Consider the following 17,974-nt stretch of genomic DNA (forward strand, 5'->3'; position numbering starts at 1 on the left):
ATTTTTACACCACTAAATTATGAAATTGTTTTTGGATAATCATTTTATTGCGAAAATTAAAACCTGTTCTTTGGCAATAGCTGTCTTGCTGCTCCCCTATTCCTGTGCGACTCATAAAGCACAATATGGTAAAAATGTCAGTGCTAACGAAACGGAAAACGCAACAGATACCATAAAAATTGCACACACTTTTTATTTAGTGGGTGATGCCGGAAACGCCGACGAAGAAAAAGCACAGCAAACTCTTGAATTACTGCATCAAAAGCTAAAAAAAGCGAGTAAAAAATCGACCTTACTTTTTTTAGGAGATAATATCTATCCAAAAGGTTTTCCTGCCCATAATGAGGGGCCGGAAAAGGCTTTGGCCGAAACGAAACTGACCAATCAATTAAAACTTACCGAAGGATTTAAAGGAAAAACAATTGTCATTCCCGGAAACCACGATTGGTACAATGGTATCAAAGGCCTTGAACTTCAGGCTGAATTTGTTACTAAATATTTAAACGATAAAAAAGCCTTTTTACCCCGAAAAAGTTGTGCCATAGAAGCTGTTAAAATAGACAGTACAACTGCTTTAGTAACGATTGACAGTGAATGGTTTCTGGAAGACTGGAACAACCACCCTACTATAAATGACAATTGTGATATTAAAACCAGAGAAGATTTCTTTGACGAACTGGAAAGTGTTCTTAATAAAAATCAGGAGAAAACGGTCATTCTTGCCATACATCATCCCCTCATGAGCAACGGATCGCATGGCGGTCAATATTCGTTAGAAAAGCAACTGTTCCCTCTGGAACAAAAAATTCCGCTTCCGGTAATTGGTTCCTTTATTAATTTACTGCGAAAAACCACAGGTGCCAGTCCGCAAGACATTCAAAACAAACAATATACTGCTTACGCCAAGCGCATTAAAACGCTGCTGCAAAAACAAAAAAATGTGATTGTAGTTTCCGGCCACGATCATAATCTGCAGTATGTAAACAAGGAAAATATTAAGCAGATTATTAGCGGTGCGGGATCAAAATCTGAAGCTGCAAGAGCTATTAACTCAAATGATTTCTCTTATGGAGGAAACGGTTATGCTACCTTGACTTTATTCAAAAGCGGAGATGCTAAAGTTTCTTTCTTCGGAAATGAAAACAACCACGAAAAGCTACTTTTTGAGCAGGAAATCATAAAGGCTAAAGAAATCAACTGGGCTGCTGATGTTCCGAATAATTTCCCTCCTAAAATTACGACTTCTATCTATTCTCAAAAAATGACGCAGAAAAGTCTGTTTCATAAGTTTCTTTTCGGAAACCACTATAGAAAATATTACAGCTTACCCATTGAGGCTAAAACCGCAACTTTAGACACTTTAATGGGAGGTTTGAAACCTATTCGTGAAGGTGGCGGACATCAGTCTAAATCTTTAAGAGTATCGGATCCTAAAGGCCGAGAGTATGTGATGCGTGCTATGAAAAAAAGCGCTACACAATTTTTACAATCTGTAGCTTTTAAAGATCAGTACATTGTTAATGATTTTGAAAATACCTATGCAGAGAATTTCTTATTAGACTTTTATACTACTTCACATCCCTATACTCCCTTTGCAGTGGGTAATCTGGCCGATAGAATAGGGCTGGCACACAGCAACCCGATCTTATATTACATTCCGAAACAAAATACTTTAAAAGAATTCAATTCGAATTTTGGAGATGAATTGTATATGGTTGAAGAAAGACCTGCCGACAATCATCTGGAAGGTAAGAATTTTGGAAATCCAACCAATATTATCAGCACATCTGACATGATGAAAAACCTTCATAAAGATGAAAAATATACCGTTGACGAAAACGAATACATAAAAGCCCGTTTGTTTGACATGCTTATTGGCGATTGGGACCGACATGACGACCAATGGCGTTGGGGAGAGTATAAAAAAGAGGGAAAGGTCATTTACAAACCTATTCCCAGAGATCGCGATCAGGCCTTTTCAAAATATGACGGGACTTTGCTTTCGCTGTTGATGAACATTCCTGCACTGCGCCACATGCGTACTTTTAAAGACAAAATCGACAATGTAAAATGGCTTAACAGAGAACCTTACCCGCTTGATATAGCCTTTTTAAGAACTGCCGGAGAAAAAGACTGGATTGCTCAGGCAAAATACATTCAGGAAAACTTAACCGATGCTGACATTGACAATGCTTTTAAAAGTCTGCCAAAAGAAGTTCAGGACGAGACTATTAAAGACATACAACAGAAGTTAAAAAGCCGAAAGAAAGAACTTCAAAAATATGCTTCTGAATACTTTGATGTTTTGAGCCATACCGTAATGATCGCCGGAACAGATAAAAAAGACAAGTTTGTAATTCGCCATAGCGCCAAAAAAACACTCGAAATTCAGGTTTTCAGGGTTAAAAAAGAGGGCGACGAATTGATATACACTAAAACCGTTACCGATGCTAAAACTTCCAACTTATGGATTTACGGCTTAGATGATAATGATACTTTCCAGGTAACCGGCAATGAAAAATCGAAAATAAAAATTCGGTTAATTGGCGGACAAAATAATGATACGTATAACATTGGGAACGGAAAAAGAGTGATCGTTTATGATTTTAAATCAAAACAAAACACCTATAATCTGGATTCAAAAACCGGAACTCAACTAACAGATGACTACGATGTTAACCTTTACAATTACGAAAAGCCAAAGTATAATGTGATTTCAGGGCTTCCGAATATGGGTTACAATCCTGACGATGGTGTAAAGCTCGGTTTTAATCTAAATTATACCGTAAACAATTTCAAACAAAACCCTTACACACAAAAGCATGTGTTAAACGGTTTTTATTATTTCGCGACGGAAGGTTTCGAATTGAATTATGCAGCACATTTTCCGGGCTTGCTTGGCAAGTGGGTTATCGATGTTGAATCGCAATATACAACTCCAAATTTTACGGTGAATTATTTCGGATATGGGAATGAAACGGTCAATAATACAGAGCAATTCGGAATGGATTACAACCGCGTTCGCATTCAGAAGTTTAATGTTTCAGCAGCCATCAGACATGTTGGACGATATGGAAGCGAGTTTAGCATCCAGCCCATGTTTCAACAAATGAGAGTAGAAGAAACTAAAAACCGATTTATTGATATTCCAAACATCATTAATCCGGAAATTTTTCAAAGTCAGACCTTTGGTGGTGCGAAAATCAAGTACCATTTCAAAAACTCCGACTTTGCGGCAAAACCTACTTTGGGGGTTACTTTCATGATCTCGGCAGCGTGGTTAGCCAATCTAAATGAAACCAAGCAAAACTTCCCGACTCTTGAAAGCCTTTTAGGATTTACCCATAAAATTGATTCTAATGGAAAGCTGGTTTTAGCTACACTTTTAAAAGGAAAAGCGATCCTAAATAACAATTACGAATTTTATCAGGGTGCGGCTTTAGGAGGCGATACAGACTTACGCGGTTATCGAAACGAACGCTTTCTGGGAAGTTCTTATTTTTCTCAAAGTACAGATTTACGTCTTAGTATTGGTAAAATCCAAAAAACAATTGCTCCTTTAACCTACGGGATTCTGGGTGGTTTTGACTATGGAAGAATCTGGCTTGACGGTGAAAATTCCCGAAAATGGCATCAGGATTATGGCGGCGGACTTTGGCTGAACGCAATCAATGTCCTAACGGCAAGAATCACTTATTTCAAATCACCTGACGAAACCGGAAGAGTCATTTTTGGAGCGGCTTATAGTTTTTAACTAGAGGTTCTGAGATGCTAAGGTTCTAAGTTTTTTTTGCCACGAATTCACGAATGATTTTGTAATTTAAAATTCGTGAATTCGTGGCAAACTTTTTATTTTAAAGGTACTGAGTTACTGAGATTCTAAGATCCTAAGCTTTCTTTCTCAGTATTCAAAAATGATACAGTAAACTAAAATTCGCGAATTCGTGGCAAAAAAAAACCTTAGAGCCTCAGCACCTCAGTACCTTAGTCCCTTTTTATTTTAGCTTAAACTCATACACATTTCCACCTGTTTTATTTGCCTTTTCATCGGCAATCAACAAAGTGGTGTTGTCTTTAAAAACGACAGCTTCTTTTTGCGAAAAGTGATCCAATTTAATTTCCGTTTGCGATCCTTTATGAAACAAATCATTTTTATACCCTTTAAACAAAACGATTTTATCATGACTCAGCAAAGCTACTTTTTTACCATCAGGGCTAATGGTTGCACTTGTTAAAACACAATGATTGTAATTATCACAAGTTTTAAACTCCCCTATTTTAATCGCTTTCTGAGTTCCCGGAGCATTTAAAATCTTATAAATAAAAGCCGTTCCATCGAAATTCTTACTACGGTTTTTGGTAAACAGATAAAAATAATTCCCGTGTTCAAAAAAGCCTTCGACATCATAGAACATCTCTTTTTTCTTCGGAGGAAATTCCGTTTGTTCCGGGTAGGAAAACGAAACCTTATACTCTGCCACTGCTGAATCTTTATTCAACTGATTCTTATTGACTTTATAAATACACAAATCTTTACGCTCGTTGTCGTTATTTCCAAAATCTCCTATATAAACATTCCCGCTTTTATCTCTGGTAATATCTTCCCAATCTACATTAGTCGCATTTGAAACAACAATCGATCTGGCAATCTTTCCATCTGATTTTATGGCATAAATTTCATTTTTATTGCCACTGTCTTCTATCGCATAAATTAAATTCGTTTCAGGAAAATAAGTAATTCCCGAAACTTCTTTTAGCTTCTTCGGAAGTGCGTATAACGTTTTTAAATTTGGATTGGATTGTTGCTGACAAGCCAATAAGGCTATAGAAGCCCCGAGTAAAAAAAACTTTTTCATAATATCTTCTTTTAATTTAACCTAACTAAAACCTGCTAACCGCCAAAGATTTTTATTGAATGCAGTACTTAAAGTAGGTTTGTATTTTTAAAATTGCGTGTAATAAATTCAAAAGCAGCAAACATAATATGTCCCATAGATTTAGCATTCTTGAACTTCATATCATTGGTATAACGGTACAATTCCATTTTTAGTTGATTCAGATGCTCTTCTGTCGAAATCGTATCGTGACACATGATGTTCAGCAGTTTTTTTATTCTGGTTTCGGCAGAATGGATACGTTTCGCCAAAATCGCTCTTTCCTCATCCTTGTACTGAATAATGGACCGGTCCTCCAGTTTTTCTTTAATCAATTTAATCATCGGATAATTTTCTTTGAAAAACTGCGGACGATACACTTTAAAGTTCCCTTCATAACATTGCTGGTCAAAATCAATTGGACGGATTTTATAAACTACCTGATCGAAGTCATGAATGGGAACAATCACATAATTATAAGCACGCATATCACCCAAAAGCCTAATCATACAACGTTCGTTGAACTTCACAAATTCTTTTGCAATTTGCGACTTTTCCATTTCCGTACAACTATCTAATAAAGTATCCATAAAAACATCGCCCGGGATCCCGATAATATGCTCTTCAATTAAAGTATCCTTAAAAACCAAAAAATTGATTTTATCCGGTGAAAGAATATCCTCCAGCTCTAATCCGTAAATTCTTGAAGCATCTGCTTTTTTAATATAAAAATGAACATAATTATCATTGAGAATATTACGAACTTTTATGCGGAAGGGTTTAGAATTTCCAAAAGTACAGTAATCAATTGCATCAATATTCAAATACTGAATGATCTCGTTATTTCCATCAGAATGTAAAAGGGAATAGATTTTTTTCAGATTCAGATCGATCTCATTTCTCTCAAACTCGCTGTAATACACTCTGATCCATAAAGTATCCGTTTCATTTTTATCATAAACATTAACCGAGCCTGAAAATCGCAATAGATCATCATAGAACACCGATACTTTCGAAATACGTTCGTATCGCTCTAAATAACTAAGAAGAGACGGCATTAAAGGATAAGACGGTTTTTTCAAAACCATTAAAGGTTCGCTCATATTTTTGAATATCTTTATTACAAATTTAAATGAATAGCATCATATAAATAAATTTAGCGTAACAAAATAAAAGTTGAATCGTCTTACATAAAACTAAAACCGAAATAAATTTGGAAACCATACTTACTATCGAGAATCTTCACAAAAGATACGGGCGTATTCAGGCCTTAAAAAATGTATCTTTTGAAATACAAAAAGGCCACGTTTATGGCATATTAGGCCCTAACGGAAGCGGTAAATCGACCACTTTAGGAATTGTCCTGAATGTTGTAAACAGAACTTCGGGAAATTATACCTGGTTTGGAGGAAAGGTACAAACACATGAAGCACTAAAAAAAGTAGGCGCCATCATCGAAAGACCAAACTTTTACCCGTACATGACTGCCGAAGAAAACCTGAAACTGGTTTGCAAAATAAAAAGCATCAATTATTCTAAAATTAGTGAAAAGCTTGATTTAGTTGGGCTATCCGAGAGAAAAGACAGCAAGTTCAGCACCTTTTCTTTGGGAATGAAACAGCGTCTTGCCATTGCTTCGGCACTCTTAAATGATCCGGAAATTTTAATTTTAGACGAACCAACAAATGGTCTAGATCCACAGGGAATTCATCAGATCAGAGACATTATCCGAAAGATTGCGTCACAAGGAACCACTATTTTACTGGCCTCTCATCTTTTAGACGAAGTAGAAAAAGTATGTTCGCATGTCGTTGTTTTGCGAAAAGGAGAAATTTTATACTCCGGAACAGTCGACGGAATGTCAGCCAATGAAGGTTTCTTTGAACTTCAGTCTGATGATAATCTGGCGTTGAAAACCATACTGGAAACACATCCGGCAGTTGAAAAAATCACCGAAGAAGACGGCAAAATCCTCGTCTATCTCCACTCTGATTTATCCGCTTCTGAACTCAATCATTTTCTGTTTTCTAAAAATATCGCTTTGAGCCATCTGGTAAAACGCAAAAACAGTTTAGAAGCGCAATTTTTAGAATTAACCAAGAACGCCATTATCCAAAACAACTAAACCATGAACAGACTAATTTCTATAGAACTACAAAAAATCTGGAAAAACAAAGCCAGTCGCATCCTCACTTTGACTTATTTCATACTCCTTTCGTTCATCGCTTTAATGGCTTCCATCAAATTTGACATAGGTCCTTTTAAATTCCATTTGGCAGAAATGGGTATTTTCAACTTCCCTTTCATTTGGCATTTCAATACTTATGTAGCAGCCTTACTTAAACTTTTCCTTGCAATCGTTATTGTTTCTATGATGGCCAATGAATACAGTTACGGAACTTTGAAACAAAACCTGATTGACGGCTTAAGCAAAAAAGAATTTGTGCTGTCCAAATTCCTCACAGTCGTACTGTTTGCATTAGCCTCTACCATTTTCGTATTCGTAATGAGTGTAATTCTTGGACTATGCTTTTCATCCTATACCGAATTTGATGTTATTCTGATGGATTTAGACTATCTTCTTGCTTTTTTCGTAAAACTCATTGGCTTCTTTGCATTCTGTTTGTTTTTGGGAATTTTAGTAAAACGATCCGCCTTTGCATTAGGTTTTCTTTTGGTATGGAGCATAATAGAAGGAATTATGAAAGGAGTTTTAATCTTTAAGATTTTTCCTGAAAGTTCAGTGGGGCAAACGATCATGAATTTTTTCCCGCTGGAAGCCATGTCAAATCTAATCATTGAGCCTTTTTCAAGATTATCCGTAATTCGTTCAATAGGTACACAAATTGGGGTAGAAAATACCAAAGATTATGGCGTACATTATACTTCGATTTTAATCGTTCTGATCTGGACATTCTTATTTGTTTACTTCTCATACAAGCTATTAAAAAAGAGAGATTTGTAGTATATTTGTAATACTATGAACTATTTTAAAATCTTATCACTAGTCTATTTTGTGTGTTTGCTCTCTTTAAAAGTAAACGCACAAAATATTAGTATAGACGATACCAGAACTCCTGAAGATTTAGCAAAAAATATTTTAATTAACAGCGCTTGTATCAATGTTACTAGTGTTAATGCAACTGGAAATCCTGCTAACACGGGTAATAGTTATGCTTATTTTAATTCGGGCGGAGGTAGCTTTCCCTTTTCAGGAGGTATTGTTTTAAGTACATCACCAAGTACAAATGCTTCAGGTCCATTTATACGATCAAACTCTATAGGCGTTACTAACGATAAGTGGCTGGGTGACTCGGACTTAAATCAGGCCTTAAACAATAACTCGAGTAAACAGGCAACTGTTCTGGAATTTGATTTTATCGCTTTAGCCAACTCCATCAGCTTTAATTATATTTTTGCTTCAAACGAGTATCAAACCTACTATCCGTGCATCTATTCTGATGGTTTTGCTTTTTTAATAAAAGAAGCAGGCACTAGCGACCCTTATAAAAATTTAGCCGTCTTACCCAATACGACAACACCGGTTGCTTCTACAACAGTTCATACCAAAATTGAGCCCGCTTTTGTCAATGGTACCAACTATCCGGGATGTGACCCTTTAAATGAAAATTTTTTCAATGGCTACAATACCATTAATAGCCCCATAAATTACGCGGGGCAAACTGTAGTTATGAATGCTCATACAGATGTAATTCCCAACAAAAAATACCACTTAAAACTGGTAATTGCTGATGATCCGACAGGGCAATTCAACTCTGCTGTTTTTATAGAAGCCGGTAGTTTTATCTCTAGAATAAATCTTGGAACCAACAAAACAATTGCCGATAAAAACCCGGCCTGTTTTGGAGAAAGTATTGTCTTAGATACACGTCTGGACAGCAATCTTTATACTTTTAAATGGTTTAAAGAAACTACCACCGATAACTATGTAGAAATTTCTCCGGCAGAAACTGGTTCTGCCTATACTGTTACAACATTTGGCAATTATAAGGTTGAAGCCACACTAATAGGAACAACTTGTGTGGCCACCGGAAAAATTAAAATTGAGTTTGCTCCTGAGATTCTGTCCACCAATACTTCATTAGTACAATGTGACGATGATACCGACGGAATATCGGTTTTTGACTTGACAAAGATCGCTAATATTGTGAAAAACAATGTTGCCGAAACGCTGAACAAAGGATACTACGAATCACTAGCTGATGCTCAAACTAAAACGAATCCAATCTCAACTCCTGAAAAGTATAGTAATAAATCCCCAAATCAAGTCATTTACGTCCGACTTGAAAACCAATATGGCTGTAGTAAAATCGCAGAAGTAACGTTGCAAATTTCCAACACCACAATTGCCCCACAAAATCCATTTGCAACTTGTGACGGAGATGACAAACAAGACGGATTTTATCAATTTGACCTTAATGCACAAGTATCCTCTCAACTTTCGACAGGTTTACCTGCGAGCATCACTTTCAGTTACTTTTTAAATGCAAATGATGCTCTGGCAGCTACAAATACACTACCTAATATCTTTAAAAACACTACCGCTTTTACCCAAACCATTTATGCTAAAGCCGTAAATGGCTCTGATTGTTACGACATTCTTCCCATAACACTGGTCGTAAACACTTTTGATCCTCCCAATTTTCAAGACGAATCAAAATACTTGTGTAAAGGGGAGCAGATTACCCTGGATGTCGCCACTGGTTTCGCCAGCTATTCATGGAATACCGGAGCGGCATCAAATTCCATTACAGTAAACACAGCCGGTGATTATTCCGTACTTGTAAAAGACATTAACGGCTGCGAAAAAACCAAAAAATTTAAAGTAATACTGTCTGAATCTGCAATTATAAGCGGTGCAGATATAAAAGATTTCTCTGGCGATGAGAACTCGGTCTTAATTCAATACACAGGGGTAGGTAATTATGAATTTTCATTGGATGGAAGTGTTTTTCAGGATGCCCCATTATTCACTAATGTCAAACCCGGAGTTTACAATGCTATCGCAAGAGACAAAAACGGCTGCGGACCATCAAACCAATATCAGGTTTACATTGCAGACTACCCAAGATTCTTTACTCCAAACGGAGACGGTTATAATGATTTATGGCTAATTAAAAACTCCGATCAGCTTCCGGTTTACAAAATATTCATTTTTGATCGTTATGGAAAATTACTCAAACAAATGGATCAAAATACACTGGGCTGGAACGGCCAATTTAATAACCAACAATTGCCAGCAGATGACTATTGGTTCAACCTTCAATTTGTTAATGGCAGAGTCATAAAAGGTCACTTCAGCTTAAAAAGATAAAAACTTTACACTTTCTTATTCCGGAAATCTTTAAAGAAATTCCTGCCCGAAAATTCCAAGACAAAAAAAAAGCCAAATTCCACTGATTGGAATTTGGCTTTTTATATTGAATTTTAAACTCCTTAGAATTTAAATCTTTTTCTATCAGTTTCTGTCAAATAGATCTTTCTCAAACGAATAGATTTTGGAGTAACCTCTACATATTCATCTTTTTGAATGTACTCTAATGCTTCCTCTAAAGAGAAAATGATTGGAGGAATAATTCTCGCTTTATCATCTGCTCCGGAAGAACGAACGTTAGATTGTTTTTTCTCTTTCGTTACGTTAACACACATATCATCACTACGAGAGTTTTCTCCAATTACCTGACCTTCGTAAATTTCGGCATTTGGTTCAACAAAAAACTTACCACGATCTTGTAATTTATCAATAGAATAAGGAATAGCTTTTCCTTTTTCCATAGAAATTAACGAACCTTTGTTACGTCCGGCAATTTCTCCTTTATAAGGCTCATATCCAATGAAACGGTGTGCCATAATAGCCTCACCAGCTGTTGCAGTAAGTAATTGGTTACGTAATCCAATAATTCCACGTGATGGAATATTAAATTTAACGATCATACGTTCCCCTTTAGTTTCCATACTCAACATTTCACCTTTACGCATGGTAACAAACTCTACCGCTCTACCTGAAAGATTCTCTGGCAAATCGATTGTCAATTCCTCAATTGGCTCACATTTTTGACCATCAATTTCTTTGATGATAACTTGTGGCTGACCAATTTGCAACTCATACCCTTCTCTTCTCATTGTTTCAATAAGAACAGATAAGTGAAGTACTCCACGACCAAAAACCATGAATTTATCAGCAGAATCAGTTTCACCTAACTTCATTGCTAAGTTTTTCTCTAATTCTTTTGTCAATCTTTCTCTAATATGGCGAGAAGTTACAAATTTACCTTCTTTACCAAAGAAAGGAGAGTCATTAATAGTAAACAACATACTCATTGTTGGCTCATCAATAGCAATAGATGCTAAACCTTCAGGATTTTCAAAATCAGAAATAGTATCACCAATTTCGAAACCTTCAACACCAACAATAGCACAAATATCTCCTGCAATTACTTCTGTTACTTTTTTACGTCCAAGACCTTCAAAAGTATGTAATTCCTTAATTCTTGATTTTGTTACGGCACCATCTCTTTTTACCAAAGAAATTGGCATTCCTTCTTTTAAGACACCTCTTTCTAAACGACCGATAGCAATACGTCCTGTAAAAGCAGAGAAATCTAAAGATGTAATCAACATTTGAGGATTTCCTTCTGAAACTTTAGGAGCAGGTACATTATCAACAACCATATCCAATAATGCTTCAACATTATCCGTTACGTTTTCCCAGTGGTCAGACATCCAGTTGTTTTTAGCAGAACCATAAACTGTTGGGAAATCCAACTGCCATTCTTCAGCACCTAATTCAAACATTAAGTCAAAAACTTTTTCATGAACTTCTTCAGGAGTACAGTTTTCTTTGTCCACTTTATTGATAACTACGCAAGGCTTAAGACCTAAGTCAATCGCTTTTTGTAATACGAAACGAGTTTGTGGCATTGGGCCTTCAAAAGCATCCACTAGCAAACATACACCATCGGCCATGTTCAATACACGTTCTACTTCACCTCCAAAATCCGCGTGGCCAGGAGTGTCAATAATATTGATTTTTGTTCCTTTATATTGAACTGATACGTTCTTTGAAGTAATAGTAATACCTCTCTCACGCTCTAAATCGTTATTATCAAGAATTAAATCACCTGTGTTTTCGTTGTCACGAAATAATTGACAGTGATACATAATTTTATCAACCAAAGTGGTTTTACCGTGATCGACGTGGGCAATAATTGCAATGTTTCTAATAGATTCCATCTGTGATTTTTAATGGGTGCAAAGGTACACTTTATTTTGATATAAAAAACGTTTCTGCGATAGTTTGCGTAGAGACAAGTAATTAGTAACCCAAAAACAATGTAAATTTAAGTCTAAATTGAACTTTTGTTATTGTTTAATTATAGTTAATTTAACTATATTTGAGTGATGAAAAGTAAAACTCTCCAAATTACTCTAGTTTATATTATCATATCGTTATTTGTGGCAATCATCTGTCATAAATTACTTACGACTTACTTTTCAAAGACCGATTACTACATTGTTTTTTTTTTAAAGGACATTTTTTTCATCCTGAGCACTGCACTGTTTTTCAAATACATACTTTCTAAAAACGAGAAAAAAAACATTACTATTTTCAAAAAATTAAAAGAAACAAACGAAGAAATAAAGGAATCAAACGAAAAATATGACATTGTAGCCAAAGCAACAAGTGACACCATTTGGGATTGGAAAATTCAGGAAGACAGCATCAATTGGAACAAAGGAATAGAAAACGTTTTTGGATACAATCCAACGGAAGTTGGAAAAACATCCAAATGGTGGTTTGACAAGATTCATCCGGAAGACAGCATCAGAATGTCTATCAAACTATACTCTTTTATAGAACAAAAAACAGAAAAATGGCAGGATCAGTATCGTTTTAAATGTGCCGACGGGAGCTACAAATATGTTTTGGACAGAGGTTTTCTTCTCAAAGATGAAAACGGAAGAGCCATCAGAATGATTGGAGCCATCCAGGACATCACCAAACAAAAGGAAGAAGAACAACGTTTAAGACTTTTAGAAACTGTAATTACACAATCTAAAGATTCCATATTAATAACAGAAGCCAATTCACCGGATCGAAAAATACCTAAAATTGTTTACGTTAACCCTGCTTTTTCACAAATGTCAGGATACATGTCAAATGAAATAATTGGAAAATCACCCAATATTTTCAAAGGTCCAAAATCCGATTCAGAAGAATTAAAAAAACTCTTAAGAGCTATAAAAAATGAAGAAGAGTGCCTAATTGAGACTATAACCTATACTAAATCAAAAGAAGAATACTGGGTAAGATTCTCCATGATCCCTATTTTTAATACTGAAGGCGTTATTTCACACTGGATCTCTATTCAAAGAGACATTACCGATGAAAAGAAACTAGAGACAGAAAAAGAACACTTAATTAGAGAATTAACTCAAAACAACAAAGACTTAAAACAATTCTCCTACATTACCTCACACAATTTACGTGCGCCATTATCCAATTTAATCGGACTATTAAATCTTATTGAGGACATCCCTGTCGAAAACGAAGAACTCGAAGAAATCCTGTCCGGTTTTACAAAATCAACACATTTGCTAAACGAAACCATTAACGACTTAGTAAAAGTAATCATCATCAAAGACAACCCTTCTATGCAAAAAGAGGAAGTCTCCCTACAAGAAGTTTTTGAAAATGTATTTAGTCAGCTATCATTTCAAATCGAACTGCACAAACCCATTATCAAACTCAAATTCGATAAAGTTCCGTTGCTAAACACAAACAAAGCCTATATCGAAAGCATTTTACTAAACCTACTTACCAATTCTATAAAATACAAATCAGAAAACAGAAAATTAAAAATATCCATTACAGCAGAACAAATCGACCAAAAAGCAATTCTAACTTTCAAAGACAACGGAATTGGAATTGATTTAGAAAGAAATCGCGACAAAGTCTTTGGGCTGTACCAACGATTCCACAACTACCCCGACAGTAAAGGACTAGGCTTATATCTTGTAAAATCACAAGTCGAAACCATGGGAGGAACCATCAGTATTGATAGTGAAGTCAACAAAGGCACCACATTTACAATAACATTCAAAAACTAACTCATATGCTGGAGCAAATTTTATGTATAGACGATGATCCAATCACGTTGATGTTATGCAAAAAAGTAATTTCGAAATCATCATTCTCAAAAGAAATCATCACAGCTCAGAATGGTGAAGAAGCATTACACCATTTCAATACACTTAAATACACCAACAACAAAAACAAAGCAAACAAAAAACCGGAACTGATTTTTTTAGACCTAAACATGCCTGTAATGGGCGGCTGGGAATTTCTGGATCATTTCACCTCTCCGGCTTACAAAGAATTCAATACCGCAAGTGTAATTGTTCTCTCCTCTACTATTGATCCTGAAGATTTGGCCAAGGCAAAAAAATACCCCATTATAATCGATTTCCTTTCAAAGCCAATCACTCTTCCAATGTTGGAGTATCTTAAAAAGAAAATCGGAATCTAACCTCAGAATTTCAAATTCCAAATTTCAAACCACAATCAAAAACTATTGGACCTTAAAAATCTTCCGAATAATACAAACAAAAAAAAGTCCTCAAAAGAGGACTTTTATATTTTTATCAAATTGTAATTAATTACAATTTAGCAACATGTTTAGTTAATTTAGACTTCAAGTTAGAAGCTTTATTATCATGAATGATGTTCTTTTTAGCTAATTTATCAATCATAGAGATAACAGTTGATAATTTAGAAGATGCATCAGCTTTATCAGTAGCTAATCTTAACGCTTTAATAGCATTACGAGTAGTTTTATGCTGGTATCTGTTAAGAACTCTTCTTTTTTCGTTACTTCTGATTCTTTTTAATGCTGACTTATGATTTGCCATTTTCTTTTAATTTTTAGATGTAATAATTATTATAAATACTAGTTAAAAAAGAAAAACCTCCCACAATTATAAAACAATCACTTTGGTTTTAACTAATAAAACAAAAACCGAGACACCAATTTTTATTTTACAAAACTTATTTACAACTAATTTTTTGTAGTCTGTAAGGGAATCGAACCCCTGTTACCAGGACGAAAGCCTGGAGTCCTAACCCCTAGACGAACAGACCATCATCGTACTAAGTTTTCTTCAATTTAAAGAAATTGAAATTTGTAGTCCGTGGGGGAATCGAACCCCCCTTACCAGGATGAAAACCTGGCGTCCTAACCGATAGACGAACGGACCATTACATCAAGTTAAATAACTTTGTCGCAGAAAAAAAAGTAGTCCGTGGGGGAATCGAACCCCCCTTACCAGGATGAAAACCTGGCGTCCTAACCGATAGACGAACGGACCGTGTGTTTCTCTAATGCGGATGCAAAGATACATCTATTTTTTAGTTGCACAATAGCTGATGCATTTTTTTTTATTTTTTTTTAATATGCCTTAGCAAAAAGCACTCTTTTAGAAGATGGATTCCCAGTAAACACACAGGTTCCCGCTTCTTCAACAGCATCCAAAGGAATACAACGAATCGTTGCTTTTGTCAGGTCTTTTATCTTCTCTTCAGTAGCCGCTGTACCATCCCAATGAGCCGATACAAAACCACCTTTTCCATCTAAAATTTCTTTAAATTCCTCAAAGCTATTTACTTCCGTAATATGCGTATCACGATAATTCAATGCTCTATTGAATAAATCGACCTGAATCTGCTCTAAAAGATCATTTACATAATTCACAATTCCGTCATTAGAAACAACCTCTTTAGTCAATGTATCACGTCTGGCAACTTCAAAAGTTCCATTTTCTAGATCTTTTGGTCCAACCGCGATTCTAACCGGTACCCCTTTCAATTCCCATTCCGCAAACTTAAATCCAGGCTTCTGAGTAGTTCGGTCGTCATATTTAACAGAAATCTTCAGCTTTCTTAATTTAGCCGTCAATTCATTAACTGCAACTGTAATTTCAGCCAATTGCTCGTCTGTTTTATAAATCGGAACAATCACCACCTGTATTGGTGCTAAATTCGGAGGCAATACCAATCCCTGATCATCAGAATGCGTCATAATCAACGCTCCCATCAAACGAGTCGAAACTCCCCATGAAGTTCCCCAAACATGCTCTTGTTTTCCTTCGGCATTAGCAAACTTAACATCAAATGCCTTAGCAAAGTTCTGTCCTAAAAAGTGAGAAGTCCCTGCCTGCAATGCTTTTCCATCCTGCATCAAAGCTTCAATACAATACGTTTCATCAGCACCTGCAAAACGCTCTGTTTCGGTTTTCAATCCTTTTACAACCGGAATTGCCATAAAATTCTCTGCAAAATCAGCATACACATGCATCATTTTTTCAGATTCCTCTAAAGCCTCAGCTTTTGTAGCATGAGCCGTATGCCCTTCCTGCCACAAGAATTCAGCAGTTCTTAAAAACAAACGTGTACGCATCTCCCAACGCACCACATTCGCCCATTGATTAATTAATAAAGGTAAATCTCTGTAAGACTGAACCCAGCCTTTATAGGTAGACCAAATAATCGCTTCACTCGTCGGACGAACAATAAGCTCTTCCTCCAGCTTCGCATTTGGATCTACAATAAGCTTTCCGGGTTTTTCCGGATCATTTTTTAATCTATAATGTGTTACAATAGCACACTCTTTCGCAAATCCTTCTGCATTTTTCTCTTCCGCTTCAAACATGCTTTTAGGCACAAATAAAGGAAAATACGCATTCTGATGTCCTGTTTCTTTAAACATTCGATCCAATTCCGCCTGCATTTTTTCCCAAATAGCGTATCCGTAAGGTTTAATAACCATACAGCCTCTAACTCCTGAATTTTCAGCTAGATCCGCTTTTACAACCAGCTCGTTATACCATTTTGAATAATCTTCTGATCTTGTAGTGAGGTTCTTACTCATATCGAATAGTTTGGCACAAATTTTGTTTTAATAATTTTAACTAAATAGTTTGACAAAACTAACTATTTTTGTAATGTGCAACAATAAAAAACACCACAGATATGAAAACTTCTATTTCTTTCCGCCAAAACTCAAGTCATTTTTACTTAATTGGATTATTGAGTTTTCTATTAGCATCGTGTGGTTCTTACCAAAACACTTCCTATCATGACAACGATGGAATTTACGGAGGTTCACCAAGAACGTATGCTCAAGCAAATACCACAAACAATCAATATAAAGATTACTTTAGATCCTTACAAGACGACAATCAGCCAACGGAAATTTTTACAGATGTTGACAGCTATGGCAATTATGCCGTAAATGACAGCACAAAAACCGTTAGCAACTACCCTGCCTGGGGAAGTGCAACCACTGATGTTTCTGTAAACGTATATTCTAACCCTTCATGGTCGTTAGGATTTGGTTTTGGTTTTAGCTACGGATACCCTTACTATGGTTGGGGTTACGGAGGATACTGGGACAACTATTGGGGATACCCTGGCTACTGGGGAGGCGGATGGGGATATCCAGGATGGGGATATCCAGGATGGGGTTACCCTGGCTATTGGGGATCTGGTCACAGATACGGATACAACAACTACTCTTATAACTATGGAAGAAGAGGTTCTGCCGCTTATTATGGAGGAAGAAACTATTCTTCCGGAAACTACATCACAAACAGAGGCTACAGTACCAACAGAACTTACAACTCTAACAGAGACTACACCACTACTAACCGCAGCTACAACAGCAATAGAACCTATAGCACAAACAGAAGTGATTTCTCTGATTCAAGAAGAAATGCGTCTGTAAACGGAAGAACATACAACAACTCCTCACCAACCTTTACTAACAGAGGAAACACAACTCAATACAATAGTGCTGATTACAGCAACAGAAGATCATCAAGCAATTACAACACTAACAGAAGCTACAATTACAACAATAATAATTCTGCACCAACAAGAAGCTACTCTCCTAGCCCATCCCGTTCTATGAATAGCGGCGGTGGCGGCGGAGGAAGATCGTATAGCGGCGGCGGTGGCGGCGGTGGCGGAAGATCATATGGTGGCGGAGGAGGCGGAAGAAGATAATCGCCTCTTTCATTAA

Annotated in this window: 12 protein-coding genes and 3 tRNA genes; 7 read left to right on the plus strand and 8 right to left on the minus strand. The window is 36.2% G+C overall.

The features are described from left to right. The first annotated feature begins 70 nt into the window (after positions 1–70). The gene (locus tag BHE19_RS12745) at positions 71–3,754 is read left to right on the plus strand and encodes a metallophosphoesterase (protein WP_449404122.1); all 3,684 of its coding nucleotides are present in this window, start codon (positions 71–73) and stop codon (positions 3,752–3,754) included. A 241-nt stretch (positions 3,755–3,995) separates the two neighbouring features. On the opposite strand, the gene BHE19_RS12750 is transcribed toward BHE19_RS12745, so the two are convergent. Beyond that, positions 3,996–4,856, minus strand: a complete 861-nt coding sequence (locus BHE19_RS12750) for an SdiA-regulated domain-containing protein (RefSeq protein WP_070907435.1) — start codon at positions 4,854–4,856, stop codon at positions 3,996–3,998. 68 nt (positions 4,857–4,924) lie between these two features. Next, positions 4,925–5,977, minus strand: coding sequence for a hypothetical protein (locus BHE19_RS12755; RefSeq protein WP_017495218.1), 1,053 nt, complete (start codon positions 5,975–5,977; stop codon positions 4,925–4,927). A 110-nt stretch (positions 5,978–6,087) separates the two neighbouring features. On the opposite strand from BHE19_RS12755, the gene BHE19_RS12760 reads away from it, so the two are divergent. From BHE19_RS12760 to BHE19_RS12770, 3 genes are read left to right on the plus strand one after another with little or no spacing between them, the layout of a single operon-like run. Further along, positions 6,088–6,999: an ABC transporter ATP-binding protein gene (locus BHE19_RS12760; protein ID WP_070907436.1), complete on the plus strand. Its 912-nt coding sequence runs from the start codon at positions 6,088–6,090 to the stop codon at positions 6,997–6,999. 3 nt (positions 7,000–7,002) lie between these two features. Further along, on the plus strand, positions 7,003–7,839 hold the full coding sequence (locus BHE19_RS12765) for an ABC transporter permease (RefSeq protein ID WP_070907437.1): 837 nt from the start codon (positions 7,003–7,005) through the stop codon (positions 7,837–7,839). 15 nt (positions 7,840–7,854) lie between these two features. After that, positions 7,855–10,209 (plus strand): T9SS type B sorting domain-containing protein, encoded by a 2,355-nt coding sequence (locus BHE19_RS12770; protein ID WP_070907438.1) that lies wholly within the window; start codon positions 7,855–7,857, stop codon positions 10,207–10,209. Positions 10,210–10,331: 122 nt separating this feature from the next. Here the strand turns inward: BHE19_RS12770 and typA are convergent, their stop codons facing one another. Beyond that, positions 10,332–12,128, minus strand: coding sequence for a translational GTPase TypA (typA, locus tag BHE19_RS12775; RefSeq protein WP_017495214.1), 1,797 nt, complete (start codon positions 12,126–12,128; stop codon positions 10,332–10,334). 168 nt (positions 12,129–12,296) lie between these two features. On the opposite strand from typA, the gene BHE19_RS12780 reads away from it, so the two are divergent. Next, positions 12,297–14,006: a PAS domain-containing sensor histidine kinase gene (locus tag BHE19_RS12780; protein ID WP_070907439.1), complete on the plus strand. Its 1,710-nt coding sequence runs from the start codon at positions 12,297–12,299 to the stop codon at positions 14,004–14,006. Positions 14,007–14,011: 5 nt separating this feature from the next. Further along, positions 14,012–14,425 (plus strand): response regulator, encoded by a 414-nt coding sequence (locus BHE19_RS12785; protein WP_070907440.1) that lies wholly within the window; start codon positions 14,012–14,014, stop codon positions 14,423–14,425. A 130-nt stretch (positions 14,426–14,555) separates the two neighbouring features. On the opposite strand, the gene rpsT is transcribed toward BHE19_RS12785, so the two are convergent. The 5 genes from rpsT to proS all read right to left on the minus strand — a co-directional run bounded on the left by rpsT (position 14,556) and on the right by proS (position 16,822). Continuing rightward, on the minus strand, positions 14,556–14,807 hold the full coding sequence (gene rpsT, locus BHE19_RS12790; RefSeq protein ID WP_017495211.1) for a 30S ribosomal protein S20: 252 nt from the start codon (positions 14,805–14,807) through the stop codon (positions 14,556–14,558). Positions 14,808–14,964: 157 nt separating this feature from the next. Continuing rightward, positions 14,965–15,036: transfer RNA gene (locus BHE19_RS12795), tRNA-Glu, on the minus strand. Between the two features lie 44 nt (positions 15,037–15,080). Beyond that, positions 15,081–15,152 (minus strand) — tRNA-Glu (locus BHE19_RS12800). Positions 15,153–15,191: 39 nt separating this feature from the next. Continuing rightward, a tRNA-Glu gene (locus BHE19_RS12805) sits at positions 15,192–15,263 on the minus strand. A gap of 80 nt (positions 15,264–15,343) precedes the next feature. Then, positions 15,344–16,822: a proline--tRNA ligase gene (gene proS / locus BHE19_RS12810; RefSeq protein ID WP_070907441.1), complete on the minus strand. Its 1,479-nt coding sequence runs from the start codon at positions 16,820–16,822 to the stop codon at positions 15,344–15,346. Between the two features lie 101 nt (positions 16,823–16,923). On the opposite strand from proS, the gene BHE19_RS22635 reads away from it, so the two are divergent. Then, positions 16,924–17,958, plus strand: a complete 1,035-nt coding sequence (locus tag BHE19_RS22635) for a hypothetical protein (protein ID WP_070907442.1) — start codon at positions 16,924–16,926, stop codon at positions 17,956–17,958. Positions 17,959–17,974 lie beyond the last annotated feature (16 nt).

Origin of the sequence: Flavobacterium tructae (genome assembly GCF_001853485.1) — a bacterium.
Taxonomy (GTDB): domain Bacteria; phylum Bacteroidota; class Bacteroidia; order Flavobacteriales; family Flavobacteriaceae; genus Flavobacterium; species Flavobacterium tructae.

Bases quoted from the DNA above. Each gene is read 5' to 3' on its own strand.
- BHE19_RS12750 (WP_070907435.1), bottom strand. From the start codon at position 4,856: ATGAAAAAGTTTTTTTTACTCGGGGCTTCTATAGCCTTATTGGCTTGT.
- BHE19_RS12755 (WP_017495218.1), bottom strand. From the start codon at position 5,977: ATGAGCGAACCTTTAATGGTTTTGAAAAAACCGTCTTATCCTTTAATG.
- BHE19_RS12765 (WP_070907437.1), top strand. From the start codon at position 7,003: ATGAACAGACTAATTTCTATAGAACTACAAAAAATCTGGAAAAACAAA.
- BHE19_RS12770 (WP_070907438.1), top strand. From the start codon at position 7,855: ATGAACTATTTTAAAATCTTATCACTAGTCTATTTTGTGTGTTTGCTC.
- typA (WP_017495214.1), bottom strand. From the start codon at position 12,128: ATGGAATCTATTAGAAACATTGCAATTATTGCCCACGTCGATCACGGT.
- BHE19_RS12780 (WP_070907439.1), top strand. From the start codon at position 12,297: ATGAAAAGTAAAACTCTCCAAATTACTCTAGTTTATATTATCATATCG.
- BHE19_RS12785 (WP_070907440.1), top strand. From the start codon at position 14,012: ATGCTGGAGCAAATTTTATGTATAGACGATGATCCAATCACGTTGATG.
- rpsT (WP_017495211.1), bottom strand. From the start codon at position 14,807: ATGGCAAATCATAAGTCAGCATTAAAAAGAATCAGAAGTAACGAAAAA.
- proS (WP_070907441.1), bottom strand. From the start codon at position 16,822: ATGAGTAAGAACCTCACTACAAGATCAGAAGATTATTCAAAATGGTAT.
- BHE19_RS22635 (WP_070907442.1), top strand. From the start codon at position 16,924: ATGAAAACTTCTATTTCTTTCCGCCAAAACTCAAGTCATTTTTACTTA.